Annotated in this window: 19 protein-coding genes and 1 pseudogene; 2 read left to right on the top strand and 18 right to left on the bottom strand. The window is 38.5% G+C overall.

Going from position 1 to position 24,628, the window contains the following annotated elements; all coding sequences use genetic code 11:
- Positions 1 to 333: 333 nt before the first annotated feature.
- The 6 genes and pseudogenes from HMPREF2731_RS06765 to HMPREF2731_RS06740 all read right to left on the bottom strand — a co-directional run bounded on the left by HMPREF2731_RS06765 (position 334) and on the right by HMPREF2731_RS06740 (position 6,784).
- A pseudogene (locus tag HMPREF2731_RS06765) lies at positions 334 to 1,432 on the bottom strand (DUF916 and DUF3324 domain-containing protein).
- 120 nt (positions 1,433 to 1,552) lie between these two features.
- The gene (locus HMPREF2731_RS06760; RefSeq protein WP_070872618.1) at positions 1,553 to 3,580 is read right to left on the bottom strand and encodes a lectin-like domain-containing protein; all 2,028 of its coding nucleotides are present in this window, start codon (positions 3,578 to 3,580) and stop codon (positions 1,553 to 1,555) included.
- A gap of 55 nt (positions 3,581 to 3,635) precedes the next feature.
- Positions 3,636 to 4,361 (bottom strand): WxL domain-containing protein, encoded by a 726-nt coding sequence (locus HMPREF2731_RS06755; protein ID WP_025477444.1) that lies wholly within the window; start codon positions 4,359 to 4,361, stop codon positions 3,636 to 3,638.
- 512 nt (positions 4,362 to 4,873) lie between these two features.
- Entirely contained in the window at positions 4,874 to 5,773 is a 900-nt protein-coding gene (locus HMPREF2731_RS06750; RefSeq protein WP_070872616.1) for a metallophosphoesterase, read from the bottom strand.
- Between the two features lie 9 nt (positions 5,774 to 5,782).
- Complete coding sequence (locus HMPREF2731_RS06745; protein ID WP_002290491.1) at positions 5,783 to 6,139, bottom strand: iron-sulfur cluster biosynthesis family protein; 357 nt, start codon at positions 6,137 to 6,139, stop codon at positions 5,783 to 5,785.
- A gap of 63 nt (positions 6,140 to 6,202) precedes the next feature.
- Entirely contained in the window at positions 6,203 to 6,784 is a 582-nt protein-coding gene (locus HMPREF2731_RS06740; protein ID WP_070872614.1) for a GNAT family N-acetyltransferase, read from the bottom strand.
- Between the two features lie 229 nt (positions 6,785 to 7,013).
- Here HMPREF2731_RS06740 and HMPREF2731_RS06735 point away from each other — a divergent pair, with 229 nt between their 5' ends.
- Positions 7,014 to 7,310 carry a hypothetical protein gene (locus HMPREF2731_RS06735; RefSeq protein ID WP_002290488.1) on the top strand — a complete coding sequence of 99 codons (297 nt, stop codon included), beginning with the start codon at positions 7,014 to 7,016 and terminating at the stop codon, positions 7,308 to 7,310.
- A gap of 139 nt (positions 7,311 to 7,449) precedes the next feature.
- On the opposite strand, the gene HMPREF2731_RS06730 is transcribed toward HMPREF2731_RS06735, so the two are convergent.
- The 4 genes from HMPREF2731_RS06730 to HMPREF2731_RS06715 are packed head-to-tail and all read right to left on the bottom strand — an operon-like array spanning position 7,450 to position 11,077.
- Complete coding sequence (locus HMPREF2731_RS06730) at positions 7,450 to 8,403, bottom strand: siderophore ABC transporter substrate-binding protein (RefSeq protein WP_002290487.1); 954 nt, start codon at positions 8,401 to 8,403, stop codon at positions 7,450 to 7,452.
- 22 nt (positions 8,404 to 8,425) lie between these two features.
- Positions 8,426 to 9,181, bottom strand: coding sequence for an iron ABC transporter ATP-binding protein (locus HMPREF2731_RS06725; protein WP_002290486.1), 756 nt, complete (start codon positions 9,179 to 9,181; stop codon positions 8,426 to 8,428).
- Entirely contained in the window at positions 9,178 to 10,134 is a 957-nt protein-coding gene (locus HMPREF2731_RS06720; protein WP_002290485.1) for an iron chelate uptake ABC transporter family permease subunit, read from the bottom strand. The genes HMPREF2731_RS06725 and HMPREF2731_RS06720 overlap by 4 nt, the downstream gene beginning before the upstream one ends.
- Complete coding sequence (locus HMPREF2731_RS06715; protein WP_002290484.1) at positions 10,127 to 11,077, bottom strand: ABC transporter permease; 951 nt, start codon at positions 11,075 to 11,077, stop codon at positions 10,127 to 10,129. Before HMPREF2731_RS06715 ends, HMPREF2731_RS06720 begins: the two co-directional genes overlap by 8 nt.
- Before the next feature lie 149 nt (positions 11,078 to 11,226).
- Between HMPREF2731_RS06715 and HMPREF2731_RS06710 the strand changes: the two genes are divergently transcribed.
- Positions 11,227 to 11,679 (top strand): YueI family protein, encoded by a 453-nt coding sequence (locus HMPREF2731_RS06710; protein ID WP_002290483.1) that lies wholly within the window; start codon positions 11,227 to 11,229, stop codon positions 11,677 to 11,679.
- Between the two features lie 87 nt (positions 11,680 to 11,766).
- Here HMPREF2731_RS06710 and gshAB read toward each other — a convergent pair whose 3' ends face one another.
- The 8 genes from gshAB to HMPREF2731_RS06670 all read right to left on the bottom strand — a co-directional run bounded on the left by gshAB (position 11,767) and on the right by HMPREF2731_RS06670 (position 24,608).
- Positions 11,767 to 14,034, bottom strand: coding sequence for a bifunctional glutamate--cysteine ligase GshA/glutathione synthetase GshB (gshAB, locus tag HMPREF2731_RS06705; protein ID WP_002290482.1), 2,268 nt, complete (start codon positions 14,032 to 14,034; stop codon positions 11,767 to 11,769).
- Positions 14,035 to 14,220: 186 nt separating this feature from the next.
- Positions 14,221 to 15,219 (bottom strand): signal recognition particle-docking protein FtsY, encoded by a 999-nt coding sequence (ftsY, locus tag HMPREF2731_RS06700; RefSeq protein ID WP_002287900.1) that lies wholly within the window; start codon positions 15,217 to 15,219, stop codon positions 14,221 to 14,223.
- A gap of 11 nt (positions 15,220 to 15,230) precedes the next feature.
- Positions 15,231 to 16,040: a Cof-type HAD-IIB family hydrolase gene (locus HMPREF2731_RS06695; protein ID WP_002287898.1), complete on the bottom strand. Its 810-nt coding sequence runs from the start codon at positions 16,038 to 16,040 to the stop codon at positions 15,231 to 15,233.
- 8 nt (positions 16,041 to 16,048) lie between these two features.
- Complete coding sequence (smc, locus tag HMPREF2731_RS06690; RefSeq protein ID WP_002290480.1) at positions 16,049 to 19,630, bottom strand: chromosome segregation protein SMC; 3,582 nt, start codon at positions 19,628 to 19,630, stop codon at positions 16,049 to 16,051.
- Positions 19,631 to 19,649: 19 nt separating this feature from the next.
- Entirely contained in the window at positions 19,650 to 20,336 is a 687-nt protein-coding gene (gene rnc / locus HMPREF2731_RS06685; protein ID WP_002287896.1) for a ribonuclease III, read from the bottom strand.
- 534 nt (positions 20,337 to 20,870) lie between these two features.
- The gene (locus HMPREF2731_RS06680) at positions 20,871 to 21,239 is read right to left on the bottom strand and encodes an ATP-binding cassette domain-containing protein (protein ID WP_002290478.1); all 369 of its coding nucleotides are present in this window, start codon (positions 21,237 to 21,239) and stop codon (positions 20,871 to 20,873) included.
- 646 nt (positions 21,240 to 21,885) lie between these two features.
- Complete coding sequence (locus HMPREF2731_RS06675; RefSeq protein ID WP_070872613.1) at positions 21,886 to 23,667, bottom strand: oligopeptide ABC transporter substrate-binding protein; 1,782 nt, start codon at positions 23,665 to 23,667, stop codon at positions 21,886 to 21,888.
- Between the two features lie 26 nt (positions 23,668 to 23,693).
- Positions 23,694 to 24,608: an ABC transporter permease gene (locus HMPREF2731_RS06670; RefSeq protein ID WP_002290475.1), complete on the bottom strand. Its 915-nt coding sequence runs from the start codon at positions 24,606 to 24,608 to the stop codon at positions 23,694 to 23,696.
- Positions 24,609 to 24,628 lie beyond the last annotated feature (20 nt).

The following is a 24,628-nucleotide window of genomic DNA, read 5'->3' as shown; positions in this document are numbered from 1 at the left end:
ATTTTATTCTAGCTTAATTTGACAAATCATAAATGAATAACTTCTATAATCTTCCTTGCTTAAAAAAACTCATAATTCATTAGCCATCAGCTCTTTCTACGTATATTGCTGTTTCCATTCCTTCACTGCTACTATCCCTTCTTCTGCATCGTCCCAACTGTACGCTACACAACCTGGAGGATCCGTTTATTGACCATTCTTGCTGTTATACCAGTTATAATGATTATATCATTTACTTATAGGCATCTACGCTAATACAAAAGCATTTTATACTATCGAAAAAGGACTTAAATATCACGCAATAAGGAAAAACTATTATTTGTTATTTTGATTTTACTTTTCTTTCTCTTCTTTCTTTCTCAAAATAAACCAAAGGATAAGTATTAAAACGAACAACAAGAAAATCAGCGCTTCCAAGATGTAGATCCAATTATTGGCCTTTTTAATCGTCACATCTTTCGTATTCAATTCCTTGGCTTCTTTCCCGTCTATCATAAACACTTTTTTCAAATATCCATTGGTCGGTATAGTTGATGGTGGTATTTTCTTTTTTTCTTGAGAATTTTCCGTTTTCATTTTCATTTCCTAGAATGGTCATTGTGAGATGATATTCGCCTGGAGTTAGTGGCTGACCATTCAAAGCTGTTGGAAAAGAAAAGTTTGTATTCGGCGCAATCTGCAATCCTTCTTTTTCCTCCTGATATAAAACTTCAGAATGTCCTTTTTTTGTAATTTTTGTTTCAATAACTACTTGATTGATATAGGTTTTTTGATCATTTTGGACGTTTGCTAAAATGACATTTCTTGCATTGATTTGATCAGGTTTAACTTCATGGAGTACTAGGTTAGGAGCAACTTCATTCAGTGTCTGTCGCATTAACAAGGCAACAGTATAGGCGTATTCATTCTCAATCGATAAGCTTTGATCCTTGTTTTCTGTTTGATCCTTTTCCGTCACAATTTCTTTGAATGTGATTCCACCAGCCAATACACCATCGAATCGATCTTTTGGCATCTTGGCATGAAAAACCACGGTTTGAACGCTTTTAGGTTCCAGTGTCACTGTCTCTGGGTAACTCACATAGTCAATCAGATCAAAGATTAGACTTTCGTCTTTTTCAATCTCATTTTTTCCATATTCAACCATTACGTTTGAATTAGTCGTTGCGCTATTCACAGAAATGTCGATTTTCACTTCTTTTTCCGTATCATTTCTCAATTCTGCTTTTAATTCTACTTCCTGATCTGGAACAAGTTGGAGATCGAAATAAGTTTTTCTTTTATCGATCTGATTCTCTGAAGTTATTGGCGTCACCGAAAAATTGAATGCACTAGCTGTCACTGGTAACTGGTTAAAAAGTGTCCCTATAATAACTAGGAGTGTTATAAATAATTGCTGTTTTGGTTTCAAGAAAATCGCTCCTTTCATCATATGTAAGAAAAGACGGGAACAAAAGCGTGTCTCTGCCATTTTAAGCTGTGCAGGAAATAAGTATTTATGGTTCCTGTTGTCCTTGGTGAACCATGCTTTTGTCCTCATCTTCTCTTTTTATTAATTTTCTGGAACATCTGCAAGAATCCAGGATAGTTTCCCCTCAAATGTTCCAATCCTTTGATTTTCTACAGGAATATCTATTCTGATTCCATGTTGAGATGTAGAATCTAAAATAGCAGACAAATCACTTTCGCCTTTTTGGTCACTTTCAAAAATCGTAACAGCAGATGACCCTATAACCGTTGTCTCTTCAGAAGTAACAAACGAAAGAGCTTCCGGGAGTTCAAACGTTCCATTTGTAAGAACTTTTTCTTGTTTAAATTGTAATATCCAACCTCCAGAAGCCCGTTCATCCATGATTTTCAATCCACCTGAAAATTGCCCAAATACACTTAATGGTTTATTGGATATTTTATGTTGCCCAAAATCTACATACTGAGGAGCCGCTGAAAGATAAAGCTTTCCTTTTCTGTAATAAAAATAGATATCCGCTGTATTTTCGGAAAAGACACCTTCTGTATTCGCTGAATCAGAGTCAAAAACATATCCCTCAATATCAATAGGAACTTCTTTATAATTCTCTCCGATTTTTCCAGTGATTGTTTTCATTTCTGCGAGATCATTTTGACTCTCATTCTCTTTATAATAAACATGGACATCTATTTCCTTCAGCTTCGCAATCGTCAGACTGATATCATTTGACTGCTCAATTAACTTTGCATTCTCAAGATATTCAAAGTGCATAGTCAGTATCTTTTCGGGAATGACTTCTTGCAAGTCTGTTTCCAACTCAATAATCAATGTATCTCCAAGAACAAAATAATCTCCTAGATTGAGTGTGACTCGGTTTCCTGTTATCAGGATATCTTTGGCATCAACTTGATTTCCGTTGATCAAGATACGCTCAGGAATATTTAATTCTTGTGGTAGGTCTATACTAGTCTCCAATTTCTTATCTTCAAGAAAATTCCCAGTAACTTTCAATGTATTTCTGATAGTTATCTTATCGTTTCTTTCAACTTCAGCGATGCCCCCATAATCACTATCATTGACTTTTACATCAACTGATGATGACACATTAGATGGAAGTTGTGTCATCGCGATAGCGTTTTCTTGAAAAAATGTACCTGTTGAAGAAGTAAATCCCCAATTTACTTCTGTAGAACCGAATTGACTGATGAGATCAGGTACAATGTGAGAAGAGCGACCGACACCTTCCAGATCATAGGTGAGACTTCTTTGAGACGCGTCCCATTGAATGATTAATGTACGCCATGTACCATCAGAGAGAAAGGTAGGTGCTATTGTTACGCCAGTATGCTCTCCGGAATAATTGTTGTTATTTGGTTTAGGAGTGACAAAGGCGACATGTCCATGTCCCTTATTATCGGCAGTTATTTCACGATCCATTCGATCAGAAGAGCCACTATTTTTATATGTGTCGAACTCAATCGAGAGTGCATTTGCGACATAAGGCTGTCCTGATCGAGTCGAATAAGAACCAATTCCCATACCTGGGGAACCGATAACTTGACTGGGATCATTAGCCATTCTAGAATCACCAGTCAATGTAAAAGTCATACCATCTCCTGCTTTATCTCGTTGATTTCCTAAATATAAATAACATTTAAATGTAAAATCTGAGCGTAAATCGATTTTATTGTTTGACCAAATAGCTCCTCTTTGAGACCTCTCTGCTGGATTCAGTTGCAATAGCTTCCCGTTTTCCAATATGGATGTGCTGGTGCCGATAGGTTGTTGAAAAATCTTATCAATAGAAATAATATTGGGATCATTAGGCAGCCCCACTCGATAAGTCGCGGCATTCTCTAATGGCTGTTTGATTAACTCTTCAGATTCTTCTTTGTCAGTGGTCTCTTTACTGTCAGTAGTACTTGAATTCTCACTGCTTTCTTGGATCTGGCTGGATTCTGTTAAACGATCGAGTGTCGAAGCCTCTTTGCTTTCTTCGACTCTTCTATTATCATTCACCAACTGATTCGATTCCAAAGAATACCCTATAATCGGAAAGATATTAGTCGCTAATAGACTGCTTAAAATGAGCGCGATTCTTCTCTTTTTCACTATATCTTTTCCTCCTGATCGTTGAATTCCCAGATGAACTGTTCTCGCAAGTAAACTAGTTATTAGGTGTATCTTCTAATGTCCAAACTAATTTAGTAGAATATTGTTGTGCTAACTTGACCGATGTACCAGGTACCGAAAGCTGTACCGCATCTTTATTTTCATTTTCATTCGCACCAAATCGATAGACCCAAGTCCCCACACCTGTTCCTGATTTAGCATTGATTGCTAACGTATTATTTCCTCCTGGTGTCAGCGTTAATTCAGAATTGACCGTTTCAGGTGTATATGTTGGATCAACCAAAGAAACAGCCTGTCCTTTCGTAAACTTCAGCTGTGCTCCAACTAGTTCGTCCCCACTGGCAGTTTTAAATTGTTCTGGTTGGGCTACACTTAATTTCCACCCAGATAGTGTTCCTCTTTTATCTGTCACTTGGACATATGTCGGTTTTTTAGAACCATCAGTCATTTCATCAGCAGATGCATAATACGTTTTATCTGCAGTAGAAATTTTTTGAGTCCCAAATTTGAATTTTGATCCATAATCAATCGATAATGCTCCTCCTGTTCCAGGACTTGGAGGGTCTACTGGATCGACAGGGACGTTGGGATCAGGATCTTCCGGATCAACTGGAGGAGTTATTCCCTCATCTCCTGCTTCAAATGTGATCGTTCCGTCTGTGTTATATTCCTTTGGGTATACTTCAGCTGCAGAGACAAAAGTCGCACTTACTGCCATACTGAATAACATCGTTGCTACTAATATAGTTTCTTTTTTCATCATTGCCATCCCTCTTTCTTTTTTTAATAAATATACAATCGATCCATAGCACATGTTTGCTTTACGGAACTTATGAGAGAGAAGAATATCGTCCCGTGTCTGCTCATATATGTCGATTAGTTGTTAGGTGATTATCAGTCCGTTTTGATTCTTATTTTTCTATTGCCGCTTGATGCAATTAAAATTAGAACTATAGCTGTCATAGTCTTTAAAATCATTTGTACGTCTCACACCCCCATCCATCAAATATGACTTGACTGTCAAGACTGCAATCAATAGTTATTATAAGTAAATAAAAAATACATATTATATTATTTTTTGACAGTATCAGATAAAAAAAGAATAAACGCTTGCATCTAGTACTCCCTATGTTATGAATCAATTGATCAAATAAACATTCGCTAACTATTCTCCACAGCAAAAAAGCAGCATATCCACGATAAATGGATCTACTGCTCTTACTTATCCTTATATTTAACAGGGATTTTCTTTTACACATCGCTAATGCTGTCTCAATACGAAATGATCGTCATCGCTTGTTCAAATTCCTCTTGCAAATGTTGTATTTGATAGTGCTGGAAAGCTGGATGATGGGCACGCAAGAGTACACGTAATTTCATAGGATCATAGCTGTCTAACAACTGTTCTTTCAAAACAAAATCACGAGTCAGTTGCCATTCATAATAATAACCGAATGGTCGACAACTATAAATTGCTCCATGGATCAACTGATCTTCGAACCGCCGATGCGTATGACCAAAAACTACTTGCTTGATATTTGAGTAATGGTCTAGTAATTTTCCGAATGATTCTGATCCTAAAAACGCACTTAATTTGTTCCAACGCTCATAAGGAGCAGATTGATACACGATAAATGCTCGTTTAGGGACGAAATGAGTGGATAAGATGACCTCAAGCTTTTTTGCTTCCAACTGGTCTAGCAAATTTTTTGCAGCTGCAAGCATTTCTGCATTGACCTCGAGATCTGTTTTCCCACGCTGGATGAACCGATCATACCAATACAAACGTTTCATTCGTACGATTGCATCGTAATCTTTCAATTCGGAAAACTGATAGTCGTACCAGCCATTCATCCCTAAAAGAACGGTCTGCTCATTTAAAGCAATATACCGTTCATTTAAAAAATGTGGGTCTGGAAAATGGTCCATCATCTGTTCATTGGTCACATCTGCCAACTCGTGATTGCCGAAATGAAAGGTCGTAGATAATCCTTTATTGACGAAAAATTCGACAACAGCTAGGCATCGATCTACTTTATTGGCCGTATCTCCGGCTAGATGAAGCCGAGTGATCTTGTGCTTTTGCAAAACTTGCCAAAGCTGCATCAGCTCTGATTCGCCGAATTTATTGATGTCCACATGTAAGTCGCTGATGATCGCCAATTTTCCCATTTTATCCCTCTAGTCTTTTCGAACAACTTGCAAGTTGCCTTTTTTCAAACCGCTTGGTCCTTTTAATTGTAAACTATTGTAAGTTGGTTCTAAAGCAAGTGTTGATGGATCATCCATGTAAAGTATTGCACTGTCTTTAATTTTGATTGGTCCAACTGGTGTATCAGCCACTACAGAATAAAGACTTAGATCTGTTTGTGTATCTTTTTTAACAATGATCAATCGAAATGCCGTGTCTAATTGGCAACTGACTTGGCTTTCTGCAAATGGACCGTCGCCGTTTTCGATATCTAATAAAAGTTGATCATCTGCTTCTAATTTATTTTTCAATACTTCTTGTGCTTCTTTTGTCACTTCTAATTTCATCTGTATCACCTCACGTCATAGAATAATCACTTTATTCATCAGATGCAACTAATTTGTCTGGTTTTAGCTGTTTCCTGTTTGTTGGAGAGCCAACCATTCGGATTTTGTGATTCCTCTTATCACTAAAGAAACCACTTCGCCATTTCTTCGCTCAGCATCTGGGATCAATCCTTCTTTTTTCATATGTAACTTCTCCATTACCCGCCCCGAATTGGAATTTCTCACGTCATGGGTAGCAAAGATCCTTACAAGATCTAATTTTTCGAAACCTAGTTTCAGCAAAGCAGCGGTAGCTTCAGGCATATAGCCATTTCCCCAATAGGCAGAATTGAGCGCATAACCGATTTCGGCAGTCCCATTGTGGTCATTCACACGGATATCTGTCGTTCCGATCAGTTTACCTGATTTTTTTAGTTCTATACCATATTTTCCTAAAGGATCCTTTATAAAGGATGTAGCAATAGTTGCTCTTGTTTCTGCTAATGATTGGTTTGCGGGAAAGAGGAACCGTGTCGTTACCTCATCACTTGCATATTCATATACATCCTCTATATCTGCTAAAGTGACGGGTCGTAAAATAAGTCGTTCTGTTTCTATCCATTGATTTTCTGCCAGTACAAGGTCTGTTTTAATTTCTTCTCCCATCTAAATCCGCTTCTTTCGTTATTTTTTCTCTACTATAGCGAAGCAGGCTCCAAAAAGCAACCTGTTATTTGTCCAACCTTATCCATTCCTTAAATAACAAAGTATATTCTAAAAAATAAACATCCCTTAATAACTATTGGAAAAAGAATAACTTTTTGTTCACGGATTATTAACAACTCTTCGGTAAAGTAAACTTATCAAATAAAAAGACTTCTTTGGAGGAATCACTATGAAAGAATATATAAAAAGTATCTATTTTATCGAAGAAACACAAAACATCGAGGGTTCTTATATTGAAGTAAAAACACTTTTTGTCAATGAAGATAAAACAAAAGCATTGGATATCTATAAAAAATTAGCTGCAAAACAAACGAATAGTTTTGGATTGATATTAAGCGAGTATAAGATCAAAGCAGAAGAAAGTTATTTCTATCAATTATTAAAACGTTGGAGTAAGCTTCCTGCCGATTTTTATCGAAAAATGCAGATCATCAACTATCAGCCGCTTGCTGAGACACATGCGTGAATAAAGGTTGTGAAATTAGCGCTTTAACCTGTGTATTAAAGAAAAAAGATTTCCCAAACACATAAAAACCTACCGCTAAAAGTTAGCTGGAAAATCTAACTTTTAGCGGTAGGTTCAATTTTTTCGATTATTTTTGATTCTACTTAAATGCTTGATCCACATCTTCGATCATCAGTTTCATTGACTCTAAACCGCCCCCGCTTAAATACCAGACATCTGGTTCAAGGGAGATGATCTGCTGATTTTTACCAGCATTCGTTTGTGCTACCAGTTCATTGGCAGAAATATCATCTTTGCTGTCGTCTCCACCAATAGCTTTTGTTCGGTCTACCACAAATAAGATATCCGGATTTTTTTCTAGCACATATTCATAAGAAACACTTTGACCGTGAGTGGATGCTTCGATTTGATCATCCGTTTGTTCAAAGCCAAATAAATCATGGATGAAACCAAATCTAGAACCTGATCCGTAGGCTGACAATTGCCCTTCATTCACAAGTGTGACTAGTGCTTTTTTATCAGACGCTTCTGCTTTCTTTTTCGTCTGATCGATTGCATTGGATAATTCCTCTAATTGAGTTTTGGCTTCTTCTTGCTTCCCAAAGATTTCCCCTAAAGTAGTGACATTTTGCTGGAAAGATTCCCATGGCTTTTTCGCATCTAAAGAAAGGAAAATAGTCGGAGCGATTTGACTTAGATCTTTTTGAAAATCTCTTTGCCGGCCAGAAATGATGATCAGATCTGGCTGAAGCTGATTGATTTTTTCTAAGTCTGGTTCTTTGATCCCACCTGCTGATTCCACTTTTTTATAGGAGGAAAGATACTCAGGAAGGCTGCTCGTAGCTGCTCCAACTACCTTATCTCCAACACCAAGAGCATCCATCGTATCTAAAGAACCATTGTCGAATACGACGACTTTTTCAGGATTCTTTGGCACCTCGATTTGATCGCCATTACTGTCTTTTATCGTTAATGCTGTTTCAGCTTGCGTACTGCTTTTCTTTGTATCTGCCTGACTGGTGTTGTTACTATTTCCACATGCTGCTAAACCAAATGATGCTAGAATCAAGATACCTACTACTAATTTTTTCATCTCTTCTCTCCTAATGTTAGTTTTAGAAATAAAGACAGAATCTGCGGCCTTCAATCTCACAAATCCGTATGTCCATTTCGTACAATTCATCCAATACATCTTTTTTTATCATTTCTTGGGTCGTTCCTTGCGTAAATAACTGTCCATCTTTCATTGCAACAATCTCGTCTGCATAACTTGCAGCAAAGTTGATATCATGAAGAACGATAACAATCGTTTTCCCAATTTCTTGTACTAACTTTTTTAAGATCTGCATGATTTGAACAGCAAAATTCATATCTAGATTGTTCAAAGGTTCATCCAGTAAAATATAATCCGTGTCTTGCGCTAGTACCATTGCAATATACGCACGTTGGAGTTGACCTCCTGAAAGAGTGTCAATCGATTGATCTGCTATTTCTTCTAACCCGAGGTGTTCCAGTGATTCCTGAACGATTTTTTGATCTTTTGTCGTCAATTTTCCTTTCGTATAAGGAAATCGTCCAAATTCTACTAATTCTTTCACAGTAATTTGGACATTTATTTCATTCGATTGTCGTAGGATCGATAATTTTTTGGCTAATTCATTGGATTTCCAAGCCTTTACTTCGTTATGGTCTAAATAGATTTCACCTGTATCTTTTGGTATCAAACGACTGATCATCGACAACACCGTTGACTTTCCAGCACCATTTGGACCGATAAAAGCAGTCAACTTCTTTTCAGGAATCGTTAACTGTACATCTTTGACCACTGATTTTCCATGGTACAGTTTATTGACCTTTTGTAAATCGATCATAAGATACTCTTCCTTTCGCGAATCAATTTTGTGACAAAATAAATTCCTCCGACAAATTCAACAACGACACTCACTGTTGTATTCCAGCCGAAAATCTGCTCTACTGCGAGCTGTCCGCCTGTCAGAAACAGCATAGCTACCAGAAAGCTTCCGATAAATAGCTGACCATGACGATAAGTAGAAAATACACGGTAACTGACATTTGCGACAATAAACCCTAAAAAAGTAACTGGACCCACAAGAGCCGTTGATGTCCCTGTCAAAAGACTGACACAACATAAAATCAAAAATTCAAAACGATCTGTGTCTATCCCAAGGTTTACAGCTTGTTCATTCCCAAGATGGAAAACGTCTAGCACATGTCGATATCGAAATAACAGGAACCAGCAGCCGATAATGATCAAAGAAGCAGGCAAAAGATACTGGCTTTGGATATTGCCAAAACTTGCAAATAATCTCCCTTGAAGCAAATCATATTCATTCGGATCCATGATGACTTGTAAAAAGGTACTGACACTACCAAAAAGCGTGCCTAAAATCATCCCTGACATCAGTAACAAAAAAAGATTTGCTTTCATTTTTTTCAAAAGAAAGAAAAATAACAACAGACTCAACCCGACCATCAGCCCAACGTTCAATAAGAAAAAACCTGTACCTGTCTGCTGAAGCATCGTCACTCCTCCGATAAAGAAGAAAAGGACCGTTTGGACAAGGACATATAACGACTCAAGTCCCAATACGGAAGGAGTCAAAAACTGGTTATGCGTAATTGTCTGAAAGCTGATCGTAGCACTGCTGACAGCTAGCGAGACAAGGATAAATGCAAAAATTTTCTTACTCCTCAATGCCCACGCAAAATGCCAGTTTCCATATGTATGGATCGTCAAGTACACTCCCGTAACAAATAGAACTAGAACAAGCATACCAATAAAAATAGACGGCTTTTTAAGCATATCGTCGCCCCCTTATCAGAAGATAAAGGAAGATAGCCCCACCGATGATTCCAACGATCACACTGACTGGTATTTCATAAGGAAAAATCAACACACGAGCGACAAGATCGCAAAATACTAAGAACAAACTACCTGCTAAAGCAGTTACGCCAATGATTTTGTGCACTTGATCTCCATATATTTTAGAGACAAGATTCGGAATGATCACTCCGATAAAAGGAATGCTTCCTACCATGATCAACATGACTGCACTAGCCAATGAAACCAAGCCAATACCTAAAAGCTGCATCTTCTGGTAATCTATTCCCAAATTTACTGCAAACGATTCGCCCAGACCAATGATCGTAAATCGGTAAGCAAATAGCCAAACCAAGAACAACAATGGAACAACAGCATACAATAACTCATAATTTCCTCGTATCACAGTCGCAAAATTCCCTTGAAGCCATGAAGTCATATTTTGTACCAACTGGAATTGATAAGCAAAAAAAGTAGCAACTGAACCAATGATATTCCCTAACATGACCCCAATCAACGGAAGCATCAATTGATTTTTCTGGGAGAACAATCGCGTAAGGGATAAAAAAAGCAATGTTCCTGCGAAAGCAAAGCAAAATGCAGTCAAGGATCGGACGATCAAGGATGCACCAGGTAGGAAAATCATGGCCACTAAAATACCTAAACGCGCACTATCCATCGTGCCCGCAGTCGTCGGTGAAACAAATTTATTTTGGGTCAAATGTTGCATAATCAACCCACAAATACTACTGGTCGCTCCCACAAGGATCAAACAAATCGTTCGCGGCAAACGAGTCGCTAGCAAGATTTGTAAGCTTTGCCCATCTAACTGGAGCAGTTCTGACAATTGTACATTCGATACTCCGATGAACAATGAAATACTACTTAAAATAACTAATAATGCTACTAGTCGTCCGTAGCGCATCCAATCCACCTTTCTAATTGAGAATGATTTTCATTCTTATTTTAAGTGAATCGTTGAACAAAAGCAACCGCTTTTTCATATGTTTTAGGTATTATTGGGAATATGCTATAATCGTAAGAAAGACAAAGAGAAGAAGGAGGGTATTTTTTATGGCACAAGATGATGTAAAAAGCCATTTGGATAAGGGACTTTATGGTACACCTTTAGTGAACCCTGAAGAACAGCATAAATATTTAGGGACATTCAGGGAACGCTGCTATCTTAGTATGACTGTTGCTGAAATGATCCAACCAAAAAACAAAGAGAACTTTTTAAAAGAACTCAAAAAACATCCAGATGCTTCCATACTCTTGAATGGGGCTCTACCCCTTTCTGTCCAAAACCAATATATCCAGCTAGCAACGAAAAACAATAGCCGTTTCACTGTAGTCAACGATCACGTCACTGCAAATCCTGAGGAATTCGGATTGCTCTTAACAGCAAAAGAAGCAGTAAATGAACCTGTGATCGATATCGAAAAAAAATACCCAGAAGAAAACTCTTCGCCAGCTGAAAAAGAAAAACCAAAAAAGAAAAAAAGCTTCTGGAATCGTTTATTTTAAAACGAAAAAACACATAAATTTTTACATGCAAAAAAGCTTTTGAACAGATTGACATCAAATAGGACAATCTGTCAAAAGCTTTTTCGTTTAAAATACTTCAGGATATAACAATTTCAATACATTCATCGTCAATCTTCTGCCTTTTCCTGCAAAAGGATAAACATGCATATGCATCGCTGGATTGAAATTTGCTTCGATGATCCCGTATGCTTTTTTATCGGTTGTAGGATCGATTTCTTTATCTGGTATGATCAAATCAATACCACTGATTTTAGCTCCTAGTGCTTCTACCGCAGAAACGGCGATTTTTTTGTAAGCTTCAGAAAATTCATCCGTCATATCGATCGAATCACCGCCCGTACTGATATTTGAGTTCTCCCTTAGATAAACAATTTGATTGGCTTGGGGAACTGATTCGATCGTTAACCCTTGTTCTTTCAACATCAATTGTTCTAATTCGCCTAATTGGATCAATTCCAACGGTGCACGATGATTCGTTCCACGCAAAGGGTCACTATTTTTTTCTTCAACAAGTTCTTTCACTGTTCGGATACCGTCACCAATAACATTAGCAGGGACTCGCAACATGATGGCTTGGACTTCTCCATCAATTACAAAGAAACGATATTCCGTTCCCGGCATAAATTCTTCTACTAAAACCGAGCTGTCTTCACGAAAAGCAATCGCCAATCCTGCTTGATAATCCTCCAGATCAGCCCCTTCCTTGAAAATCGTGATACCTAACCCGTAATTTGTGGACTTAGGTTTGATCACAAAGGCCTGATCGGCAAATCTTGGATAAGCTTTTACGGCTTCTTCCATGGATGAAAATTCTGCGCCTCCTGGTACTCGGAACCCAGTTTCTTTTAAAACTTTTTTCGTTACTGTTTTGTTTTCCATGATAAGCGGAACGATATAGCTGTCCTTACTTGTCATGTTTGCATTTTTCACATATTCTACATGGTCTTGGAATTGCAGACGCAAAAATTGATCCGACTCATCTAATACTTTGACTTGGACACCTTTTTGGATGGCATCGAACATAAATATCTGAGTAGAAAGTTCCATTTCGCGAAAACCGGCCAACTGATAGGGACGTTCATGACTTTCTTTATAATATTGATGCCCCAATGCCACAGCAACTTCTTGCTGGCTCGATAGCTGTGCTTCTTGATAGAGTTTCGCTGCTAACGTTTGTTCGGGATGATCCATTTGTGTCAATGCATCCTCCACTAAATAAAGAGAATCCAACCAATCCAATTCAACCAGCATTTGCTTCATCCCTTCAAGGATTTCTTTACCTTCTTGATGAAATTCAGTCTGATGTGATGGTTGTTCTAGTGCTACTTTGTTATTTCGAGTCGTACCTTCTGCCACCCATTGGTCACTGTCTTCTTTTTCTTCTGTCCATAGCATATACATCAGGAATAATTGTAAGAAACGAACTTGTTCCGGATTGATTCCCAGCCTTGCGTAAGGGTTCAGATCGATATTCCGCAATTCAATATAACGAACGCCTGTTTTTGCCAGATCTGCGACTTTCTTTCCGCCTCGGAAACGAAGCGGTGTATAAAATTCTTTCTCCTCCGAAAGTTTCCCTTCTTCGATCATTCGCTCAATATCTGCTAAATACTGTTTCATGGAAGCATAGGAAACTTTCACATTTGGATGATTCGTGTAGCCTAGCGCACTGTTTCGAATACTGCGAACAGGTTCTTGCGGGTGTGATTCATTTATAAAATAGTTCTTCTCACTCATCGGTGAAGCACCAAATAAATAAGTGATCATCCAGCGATAGCGTAAAAAATTTCTCGCTGTTTTCAAATAAAGTTCTGTTTTGAATTCAGAAAAATCCTGAAATTCTTCCTGATGGCTGAACAATGTTCTTAACAATTCGTCACCAAATTCAAAATTGAAATGGATGCCGCTTACCATTTGTTTTCGCTTCCCGTATTCTTTTGCTAAATAACGTCGATACAAGACATCTTCGAAATTTTTTAATTTTGCAATAATGATTTCTTCGTCTTTTTCCGGTAAGGCAGGTGGCATACTTAATGGCCAGATCATCTCTTCTTTCGGTATAGAACGAGCAGTCACATCATAAACAGCAGCCAGATACTGAAATAATTCGGGAATAGAATCGGTAACAGGGGTGATCATCTCTGTTTGTGTTTCGCTAAAATCTGTTTGGATATAGGGGTGATAAGATCGATCGCCAAAGATTGCTGGATGATCGGTTTTTGCTAGATTTCCTGCAAGATCAACCCGCTGTCCTTCCCGTTCTATACCAAATCGAGCTTGGTCGATAAAAGGGCGCGCATTGTCATGCAATAATAATTGCTTAAAATTCATCATTAAGTGACCTCCAATTCATATGAATCTAATTATAATCAAAAAGTCTAAGAAAAAGAACGAAATTGTTTGAGAACCGCTTACAAATAAGTATAAAAATGAAGGCATCAAAAACACAGCTATGTTAAAAACAATCATTCAAACAAGGAGCTGCAACTTTTGTCACAGCTCCTGCTTTTTAGACATAGGTTATTCTTCTTTTAGCAATCCTTTGAATAATCCAACGACAAAATCGTTTGGATCAAACGGCTCCAAGTCATCGATGCCTTCACCCAACCCAACCAATTTCACTGGTAAATGCAATTCATTACGGATAGCAAGTACGATACCGCCTTTTGCTGTACCATCTAATTTTGTCAAAACAAGACCGGTCACATCTGTTGTTTCTTTGAATTGTTTTGCTTGAACCATCGCGTTTTGACCAGTTGTTGCATCTAATACAAGTAGTGTTTCTTGGGGTGCTTCTGGTAATTCCCGCTGGATTACTCGTTTTATTTTTTCTAGTTCGTTCATCAAGTTCACTTTATTTTGCAGTCGGCCTGCAGTATCAACTAGTAAAACATCTGCCTGCTCTGTCTTTGCTCTTTCCAAAGCATCGAATACGACAGCTGCTGGATCGCCGCCTGCATTGCCACGAACAACTTCAACACCAGCGCGTTCGCCCCAGACAACTAATTGGTCGATTGCTCCAGCACGGAAGGTATCTGCTGCTGCCATCAATACTTTTTTACCTTCGTTTTTGAACTGATGGGCAAGTTTACCAATACTTGTTGTTTTCCCTACACCATTGACGCCGACAAACAAAATAACTGTTAGTCCGTCTTCTTGGATATTTAGTTCATTTACTTCATTGATTCCTTCCGCTTCATAGAGATCCACAAGTTTCTCGATGATCGCATTTTGGACTTCTGCCGATTTTTTCGCATTTCTGAGTTTCACTTCTTGACGTAACGCTTCGGTGATTCGTATCGCTGTTTCAAAACCTACATCTGCCCCGATAAGTGTTTCTTCTAATTCTTCAAAAAAGTCTTCATCGACTGTTCGAAAATTGGCAAACAGCTCATTCATCCGTTCACCAAATGTTTTACGCGTCTTTTCTAAACCCTTGTCGTACTTCTCCTGTACTTCAACTTCTTCCGTTTTCTCTTCGCCAGTAAAAGCACGCTTGATTTTATCAAAAAATCCCATTTGACTCCCCCCTACTCTAATACAAATTTTTGGATCACTTTGGCTACGCCATTTTCTTCATTGCTGGCTGTCACAAAATCTGCTGCTTCTTTGACGAAAGGCACAGCATTCTCCATCGCTACGCCTAGACCAGCGTATTGGATCATCGGTAAATCATTTTCTTCATCACCGATTGCCATGATTTCTTCTTGTTTCAAACCAAGATCTTTTGCCAATAAAGAAATACCATAAGCTTTTGTGACACCTTTTGGCATAAATTCCAAAAGCATACTTCTCGTTTTGATGATCTCATACATTTCATGGAATTCTGCTGGTATTTCTTTGATTTTAGGATCTAATTCTTCTTGGTCATAAGCGATTACTGCCTTATTAAGCACAAATTCATCTGTAATATCGCTTATATCCGCTGGTTGGAATTGCAGCAGCTTATTCAACACATTGTACAAGGATTGCTTTCTTGGGGCACTAGGCAGCTGTAAAACCACATTGTCAGACAAAACATCTAGTGGCAGATCCAATTGCTGAGCCAATTTGTATAAGCGTTGGATATCTGATACTTCCATCACTTTCTTTTCCATGATTTCACCAGTATCGTTTTTTTGTACCAAACCGCCGTTGAAAGTGATGCTGTAATCACCCTCATCTACCAGCCCTAATTCTTGCAGATAATGCGCCATTGCAGCTAAGGGGCGTCCTGTACATAGAACGATCTTGACCCCTTGCTGTTTTGCTTGTGCTAATGCTTGTTTATTCTCATCTGAAATCAGCTTTTGTTCATTTAATAATGTACCATCCAAATCGATTGCTACTAATTTGATCATTTTCGTTCCTACACTTTCGTTTCGTTGATTTTCGCCTCTTCATTGATATCTTCCATCCGTACAGAAACGATTTTTGATACACCGGATTCCTGCATCGTCACTCCGTACAGTACATCTGCTGCGACCATCGTTCCTTTGCGGTGTGTGACTACGATAAATTGTGTGTCATCTTGGAAGTCGCTTAAGTAACGACCAAAACGTTTCACATTTGCTTCATCTAACGCTGCTTCTACCTCATCTAAGATACAAAATGGAACAGGACAGACACGGATAATAGAAAAGAGCAGCGCAATGGCTGTAAGTGCTCGTTCTCCTCCGGAAAGCAAACTTAAACTTTGCAGTTTCTTGCCAGGAGGTTGTACTTCAATCTCAATACCTGTTTTCAGCAGATCCGTTGGTTCTGTCAATACTAATTCAGCTTTACCGCCGCCAAACATATTAGGAAAGACAATTTTGAATTCTTGACGGATAGCTTCAAATACTTCTTTGAATCTTGTCCGCACTTCATCATCCATCTCATCCATCGTTTCAAACAACTGGTTTTTCGCTGCTAACAGATCATCTCGCTGTGTTGCTAAGAAGGTATGTCTTTCACTGACTTGTTCGTATTGTTCGATTGAATTTAAGTTTACTGGTCCTAGCTTTTCAATTTGTTCTTTTAAGGAGGCAACCTTTATTCTGCTGTCTTCGATATCGGTTATTTCTTGATAGTCATGGGAAGCTTTCTCAAATGTCAGCTGATATTCTGACTGCAGATAGGTCAAATGATTATCTAAAATCATTTCAGCTCGGTCTTTTTGGACTTCTAATTTGGATTGTTCCGACAGTCGTGCTTTTTGCTCACGATTACGCTCTGCCAAGACTGCTTCAAGCTCATCGATTTCCCTCTGCCTTCTATCTCGCTGCTCTTTGGCTTTTGCCAACTCAGCTTTCAATGTTTCTCGCTGAGCAGATAATTCGTCAATTTGTTTTTCCAAACTTTCTTCTGTGACTTCATGATCAGAAAAGTCTGCTGTCAATGTCGCCAACTGTTTTTCTATCGCTTCTTGACGTTCGATTGCCTCTGCTTTTTGGACCCGGGCACCGCGGAGCTGGATCTGCAGATGATTAAACTGCTCTTTCAAGACAGCAAGATCTGCTTGTTCTTGTGCTTTTTGACTTTGCACTTGTGCTCTTCTGGCTTCCATCTGGTCACTTTCTTGACTTAAAGATTTGATCTCTTCGTCGATTTGTTGACGTTGCGTTTCAAGATCTGTTTGTTTGTCTTTCAACTCGTTCGTTTGTTTTTCGTAATCTTCGATAAACTGCTGTAGCTCACGTGTCTCAAAAGTTGAGATTTGCTTTTCTTTTTCAAAACGTTCAAGTTCGTTTATGATGTTTTGCAACTGATTTGTCGCTTCTTGTTCTTCGAAACGTAATTGTTCGCCTCGTGTACGCAAAACTTCTTGTTCTTCGGCTAAACGAGCTGTTTCTTGCTGCAGCTCCTGAACTTTCTTTTCTTGCACTTGGAGTTGCTTATCTGCTTCTTCGAATTCACTAGTCAACTGTTTCAATTCTTGGTTTTGTACAAACAAACTGCCTTGGTTTCCTCGTTTGTTCGCTCCACCTGTCATGGATCCTCCGGCATTCATCACGTCGCCTTCTAAGGAAACCACTCGGTATTGATAGCGGATCGTTTGCGCGATCGCATTGGCACTAGTTAAGTCTTTTGCTAAAAGGATCGTTCCTAACAGGTTTTGAACCACTGTTTGAATTTGATCAGGATAAGCAACTTGTTCACTGGCAATCCCTATAAACCCTTCTATAGCTGCTGCTTGTGTCAATATATGAGCTGGTAACTGTCTTGGTTTGATTGTCGTCAGCGGAAGGAATGTTGCTCTTCCTCCTCTTTGCTGTTTCAAATACGTGATGGCTTGCCGAGCATCTTTTTCATTTTCAACGATGACATGTTGAGCTGCTCCACCTAAAGCTGTTTCAATGGCTAACGTGAAATCTGCAGGGACGTCGATCAGTTCAGCCACTGCTCCGACAATACCGGAAAGCTGCTGTTTATGCTGCAAGACCAATCGAACGCCTTGGTAAAAACCAAAATAGTTTTCTTGGATTTCTTGAAGGCTTTTCTGACGAGCACGCAGCTGCTGGACTTGATTCATCAATTGATACATTTTAGGCTGTTCTTTTGCTAATGCTTCTTGGAACTTTTTCCCGTTTCGTTGGATCAGTTCTAACTTCTCTTTTGTTTCAGTTAAAGATGATTTTAGCTGCGCCTGCTTTTGTGTCAATTCTTCTTTTTGTAAGATCAATCGATCTACTGATGCTTCTACTTCCGATTGCTTGGCTAACGTCTGCTTGCTTTTTGCTGTTTCTTGTACATATTGACGTTCCAGATACTTCAGTTCGTTTCCTACAGCTGCTTGTTCTTGCATCAAATCAACATATTGATCTCTTAATTCTGCCAATAATTCTTTCGTTGATTTTTGGTATTTTTCTAATTCTTGCTGTGTTTTTATGAGATTTGCTTCAGCTTTTTGGATCTCTGTTTCTTTTTCTGCTGCTTCTTTCATCAAGCTTTCTTGAAGCTTTTCAAAATGTTTAACCTTTTTTTGTGCTTCTGCTAATGAAGTTTGATATTCTTGCGAGCTTTTTTGTGTATGCTTTGTCCGCTCCTGCAAAACATCTTTTTGTCCTTCTGTCTGCTTCAGTTTTTCCGAAAGATCTAATAATACTTGCTGATTTTTTTCAATCAGACGGTCGGCTTGCGCATTTTCTTTACGCTGCTTCGCCAAAATGGATTCTTGTTCTTGGATCGACTCAGATAGTTTGCCTAATTCTAGATTGAATTTCGCAAGCTGTGCTTGTTTGTTGTCCCAATCTTTTTTTGCTGTCTTGATTTCAGCAACCATCAAAGAAACATCGGTTTGAGTCAGTGTTTCTTTTAGCCGTAAAAACTCCTTTGCTGCCTCACTCTGAGCGGCCAAAGGAGTTAACTGTTCTTCCAATTCATGGATGATGTCTTGGACGCGGCTGAGGTTGTCTTCTGTTTCAAAAAGCTTTTGTTCTGCTTTCTTTTTCCGCTGCTTGTATTTCAACACACCAGCTGCTTCTTCAAAGATCCCACGACGGTCTTCCGGTTTACTACTGAAAATCGCTTCTACTTTTCCTTGAGAAATGATTGAGAACGATTCTTTTCCTAATCCAGAATCTAAGAACAATTCTTGGATATCTTTTAATCTGCAGCTTTGTTTATTGATGAAAAACTCGCTTTCCCCAGTCCGTCGATAACGGCGGGTTACACTGATCTCATTGTACTCCAATGGCAGATAATGATCACTATTGTCTAAAATCACTGTGACTTCTGCAATATTCAGCTGCTTACGGGTATCGGAACCGGCAAAGATGATATCCGGCATTTTTCCGCCTCGCAAACTTTTAGCAGATTGTTCTCCTAATACCCAGCGGATAGCTTCTGTAATATTGCTTTTTCCGCTGCCATTTGGTCCAACCACTGCTGTGACGCTGTTTTCAAAATCAATGACTGTCTTGTCTGCAAATGATTTAAAACCGGCTATTTCAATTCGTTTCAAATACAAAGCTTTCCCTCACTTACTTTTACAGTGCTGCCAATGCATTTTCCGCCGCAGCTTGTTCTGCTAATTTTTTCGATTTTCCTTGTCCAGTGCCAATCAATTGATCATCTACGTAAACTTCGATCCAAAATACTCGTTCATGAGCTGGACCTTCTTCATTGATCAATCGGTATTCGATCGATACATCACCTGATTTTTGCAAGACTTCTTGCAATTTTGTTTTATGATCCATCTCATGTGAAAAAGCACCTGCTTTGACTTTAGGAAAAATCACTTTTTCGATGAACGCATGGGTCGTGTCGAATCCTTGGTCAAGATATAACGCGCCTAAAAAAGCTTCGAATAGGTCGCAAAGCAATGCTGGTCGCGTACGTCCTCCTGAATTCTCTTCTCCCTTGCCCAACAGAACATATTGATCAAAGTGACATTCTTTGGCAAATTTCGATAAGCTGTCTTCGCGAACGATCGCTGCTCGTGTTTTTGTCAATTTTCCTTCTGGCAAATGAGGATATAAACGGAATAAATACTGAGAAACCATCAATTCTAAAACGGCATCTCCTAAAAATTCAAGTCGTTCATTATCCGATAATTGCAGATTGCGATGCTCATTCACATAGGATGAATGGGTAAAAGCTTGTTCAAGCAAATTTAGATCGTGAAAAACGATGTTATAATTTTCTTTTAGTTCTTTTGTCAGCTGGTTGTCCATTTTCCACATTCCTTTTATGGATATTTTTTCGATACTTCCTTATTATACTGGTTTTTTGTTAAATTTGAAATGGTTCGGGTAAAAGGTAAGTAAAGCTTTAATAATCCTAGTGATTGACGAGAGGTTGTGAAAAAGCCGTTTAGTTCGGAGTATTAGAGAAATAAACAAAAAGACAGCTTCTCATATTTTGCCGTTTCTTGAACGAATACCGTGGAATAGCTGATTGAACACTGTTCATACAAAAAAAGGATGTGACACGACTATTGTCACATTCCTTTTTTTGTACAATCCCTTATTCTCGTATGTTTTCAATGACTTCTTGGACGGGTCCTAGCTGAACCTCTGAAACATGAATGCTCAATAGAAGAAACACCGTTAGTAACACTTGAAAAAGGAGCGAAATGAACACACACCATTTTATCCATCGTGGGTGAATCTTTGGCTGATGACTTTTCAATAAAACGATTGAAAAAAACAGTCCAATCACTGGTAAACTATCAGATAAAACCAACAGAATGAACACATAAATAAGGTTTATTGGATTGATTTCTTCCATTCATTCATGTCCAACACATAATCGAATTCTGCTGCCAATGTTGGATCATGGGTGACCACAAGGACCGTAGCTCCTTTTGCATTCAGTTCTTGTAATGCTTGAAGGACGATTCCTTTGTTCTTTTGATCAAGAGAGGCTGTTGGCTCATCTGCAAAGATGATCTTTGGTTCTTTCAAAAATAAACGAGCAAGAGCAACTCGCTGCTGTTCTCCTCCGCTTAAGAGAAATATTTTTTGTCTATCAAATGGTCTACCTGAAATTTTTCGAGGGATTCTTTGATTTTCTGCTCCTCTTTTGAGACCAAGGTCAAGTAATCGTCTGGTACATTTCCTGCTGATTTTCTTCACCACTCGCTGCTTCGATGATGATCGATGAATGGATTTCTGGAATCGCTGATTTGATCATTTCGGTTCCAGCAAAAGAAATAGCATATAAAAAAACTGGTGACTGTGAATAGAAAAAAGAAGCGATAGATTTTTTTCATCGTTTAGAAGAAAGAAGCGGCTGGATCAGCCGCACTAACGGCATTGATTGGTGCGATCCAGCTGCTCAAGGCAATAAGTGTACATGAACTTGCTATCATCTTTTTCACATTTCTCTTCATTTGTATCCGCTCCCTTTTTTGAGTGCCTAAGGTGTCTCACGAGTGACTATTGAAACATACTTGAACAAGCAAAGGCGACAGTCGTTCGGTCCCCCTTTTTTTATTTTAAAAAGAGATAAGTGTGAACCTTCTCTTTTATTAACTACACGAAAAATTCCCATCAATTTAAAATAACAATAATTTTTATTCAACTTAAATTAAATAACGCATATTTTATACATTTTTCTTCTTTAAAATCTATTTAAATTATATATAATAACACATTTATGATCAACGTGTTTTTAAAATAAAGTTTTAAAAAACTACATTTATTTTTATTTGCTATCAAAAATAACGATAATTAAAAAAACCGAAAAAGGACATCGCCCTTTTTCGGTCATTTTTATTGATTATGAACGTGAATCTGCTGTAACAGAAACATTTGCCCATGGGTTTGGTACATCATAAGACCAATCCCAGTCTTTGACGCGGTCGTTCACTGGCAATACTTCGTTACGGAACAACGTTGGAATCGCAAATGCTTCTTCAAACGCATACTGTTGCCATTTTTGATAGGCTTTTTTCAAATAGTCTTCATCAAATGCTTGGCTTGAACTGATATCGTTGATCAATTTTGTATTTTCTTCTGATTCATAACGAGTGTAGTTGAATGCTGCATTCGGTCCCCATAGTCCACTTGGATTTGGATCAGTTCCTGTATTCCAAGCAGCTTGGTAAACATCGATTTCAGGATCATCGTTTTCTAATTTATCGTAGAAAGAGTTGAATTCAATCAGACGACCTGTTGTGTATTGGACATCCAAACCGATTTCTTTCCATTGTTGGATATAGTAATCTGCCAATGGTTGCGCTGTTTCTCCACCAGACATCGAAGCAAAGTTGATGGTTAATTTGTTTCCATCTTTGTCTTCTCTTAACCCATCGTCGTCCACATCTTTGTAGCCGGCATCATCCAATAGTTTTTTCGCTTTGTCTAAATCTTGCGTGAATCCTTTCAATTCATCATCATGATAAGATTGGAATACTGGAGGGATCAATGAAGTGGCATTGCTTCTTAATCCTGCATAGAAACGTTCGCCTACTGCATCATTGTCTAAAGCATAGCCCATTGCTTGACGTAATGATTTATCTGCCATTTTTGAATCCGGGTTGTATTCTACACTCTTTGTTTCCGCGTTCCATTTACCTAGTTTAAATCCTAGATAAGTATAAGATGTTTGTTCACGACCTAAATTTGTATAGCCGGAAATTTCTTTATACGTATCATATGTGTCTGTTGGCATTTGGAAAATCATATCGTATAATTTAGAGTTCAATGCTTCAGTTGCACTGGCTGTTGGTACAGATTTCATCGTGATTTTTTTCAGTTTAGGCGTACCATTCCAGTAATGCTCATTTGGCAAGTATTCCACAGATTCTCCAGCTACGATGTTGCTCATGTAGTACGGTCCGAAAGTTACTGGGTTTTTACGTACTTGATCGCTAGATTCCATATCTTTGATTGCTATACCTTCCAATGTATGTTTCGGTGCTGCATAAGACCAAATCCCGCCACCAGCTTGCAGCATGCTTGGGTTTACATCTTTATATTCGATCTCAACTGTTTTGTCATCCACTTTTTTGATACCAGAGATCGTATCGGCACTTCCATCATGATACTCTTCCATCCCTACGATATTACGGAACGTATCGTCGTATCGGATACCAGTGTAATCTTTATGACCGATGATCTCATATGGGAAAATCACGTCATCAGCTGTTACGTCTTCACCATCTGACCATTTGACATTGTCTTTTATTTTGATTGTTGCTTTCTTCGTATCTTGATCTAGGTCAAGCGTAGCTGCTCCATCATCGGTGATTCGGAAATCATCGTTACTTGCAAATAACGCTTCATGAGAAGGAGCCATGAAAGCTGCATCAAAAGAATCTTGATAAAACTCCCACTGGAACAATCCTTTGAACTGACTGTCCGTTGCGACCGCAGCTTCTAATTCACCGTCTTCGATTGCATCATCATTGTTTTTTGTTGCGATTGGAAAAGTTAATTCCTCTTTGTTATTGCTGTTGCCTCCAGAGTTATTTCCAGAAGTATCTGTACCTCCGCCCCCGCATGCTGCAAGAACAACAGCAGACATCAGCGTTGCAAATCCAAAAATCGTTTTCTTCATTCCTATTTCCCCCTTCGCTTCTATAACTAGCCTAACCGTTGGCGTGCATCTGCAGAACGCTTGAATGCCTGTCCAACATAATTGATACTCAACATCAAAACTAAAATGAGGATTGATGCGGGTAACCAGATCCATTGCCGATTCACTAAGACTTCTCCATTACTTGCATAACCGATCAGTGTACCTAAACTAGGTACATTTGCCGGCAAACCGAAACCTAAGAAAGTCAAAGTTGTCTCGATACCGATGTTTGCCGCAAAGTTCATTGTCAAGTTCGTAATGATCAATGAACTTAGATTCGGCATAATTTCGCGGAACATGATTTTAAAATCACTTGTTCCCATTGTTTTTGAGGCACTGACATAATCTCTTCTTGCTTCAGATAATGTCTTGCTTCGGAATAATCGGGCTTTAGCTACCCAATAAAATGCACTCATGATGAAAATAAAGGACCAGACATTGTATCTGGAAATAATCGAAACGAAGACGATGATGATCAACATAATCGGTAGAATCATGATAAAATCAACAATTCGCATCAAGATGTTGTCAATGATCCCTCCGTAGTAGCCAGAGATGATCCCTAATCCAACCCCGATGATCGAAGTAAGGATCGTGATCGCAAATCCGATCGTGACAGAGTTTCTAGCACCTATGATCAATTGACCTAATACATCACGTCCGCCTTCATCTGCTCCCAGAATGAACTTTTGTCCTTGTGTCGAAACTGCTCCTGGGGCAGCATATTTGTCAAAAATACTAACATACATCACTTTATCTTGATCGGTCAGCATCGCACCGATAAAAATCACTAATAATAAAACCACTAGCAAACCTAATGAAAAAATAGCGATTTTATCTTTTTTAAATTCTCGAGCAATCATTCGTATCCCCATAGGAGGGATACTTTCTTGAACTGCTGTATTGTTTTTTTCACTCATCGATCCATTCTCCTTTCTGA

The sequence above is a fragment of the Enterococcus sp. HMSC072F02 genome (assembly GCF_001837725.1).
In the GTDB taxonomy this organism is placed as follows: Bacteria; Bacillota; Bacilli; order Lactobacillales; family Enterococcaceae; genus Enterococcus_B; species Enterococcus_B lactis.
The sequence above is the reverse complement of the archived record's forward strand: the minus strand, read 5'-3'. Positions and strand labels throughout refer to the sequence as shown.

Bases quoted from the DNA above. Each gene is read 5' to 3' on its own strand.
- HMPREF2731_RS06735 (WP_002290488.1), top strand. From the start codon at position 7,014: ATGAAAGAATATATAAAAAGTATCTATTTTATCGAAGAAACACAAAAC.
- HMPREF2731_RS06740 (WP_070872614.1), bottom strand. From the start codon at position 6,784: ATGGGAGAAGAAATTAAAACAGACCTTGTACTGGCAGAAAATCAATGG.
- gshAB (WP_002290482.1), bottom strand. From the start codon at position 14,034: ATGATGAATTTTAAGCAATTATTATTGCATGACAATGCGCGCCCTTTT.
- HMPREF2731_RS06720 (WP_002290485.1), bottom strand. From the start codon at position 10,134: ATGCTTAAAAAGCCGTCTATTTTTATTGGTATGCTTGTTCTAGTTCTA.
- HMPREF2731_RS06675 (WP_070872613.1), bottom strand. From the start codon at position 23,667: ATGAAGAAAACGATTTTTGGATTTGCAACGCTGATGTCTGCTGTTGTT.
- HMPREF2731_RS06750 (WP_070872616.1), bottom strand. From the start codon at position 5,773: ATGGGAAAATTGGCGATCATCAGCGACTTACATGTGGACATCAATAAA.
- rnc (WP_002287896.1), bottom strand. From the start codon at position 20,336: ATGGACAACCAGCTGACAAAAGAACTAAAAGAAAATTATAACATCGTT.
- ftsY (WP_002287900.1), bottom strand. From the start codon at position 15,219: ATGGGATTTTTTGATAAAATCAAGCGTGCTTTTACTGGCGAAGAGAAA.
- HMPREF2731_RS06710 (WP_002290483.1), top strand. From the start codon at position 11,227: ATGGCACAAGATGATGTAAAAAGCCATTTGGATAAGGGACTTTATGGT.
- HMPREF2731_RS06695 (WP_002287898.1), bottom strand. From the start codon at position 16,040: ATGATCAAATTAGTAGCAATCGATTTGGATGGTACATTATTAAATGAA.
- HMPREF2731_RS06745 (WP_002290491.1), bottom strand. From the start codon at position 6,139: ATGAAATTAGAAGTGACAAAAGAAGCACAAGAAGTATTGAAAAATAAA.
- HMPREF2731_RS06715 (WP_002290484.1), bottom strand. From the start codon at position 11,077: ATGCGCTACGGACGACTAGTAGCATTATTAGTTATTTTAAGTAGTATT.
- HMPREF2731_RS06755 (WP_025477444.1), bottom strand. From the start codon at position 4,361: ATGAAAAAAGAAACTATATTAGTAGCAACGATGTTATTCAGTATGGCA.
- HMPREF2731_RS06730 (WP_002290487.1), bottom strand. From the start codon at position 8,403: ATGAAAAAATTAGTAGTAGGTATCTTGATTCTAGCATCATTTGGTTTA.
- HMPREF2731_RS06670 (WP_002290475.1), bottom strand. From the start codon at position 24,608: ATGAGTGAAAAAAACAATACAGCAGTTCAAGAAAGTATCCCTCCTATG.
- HMPREF2731_RS06725 (WP_002290486.1), bottom strand. From the start codon at position 9,181: ATGATCGATTTACAAAAGGTCAATAAACTGTACCATGGAAAATCAGTG.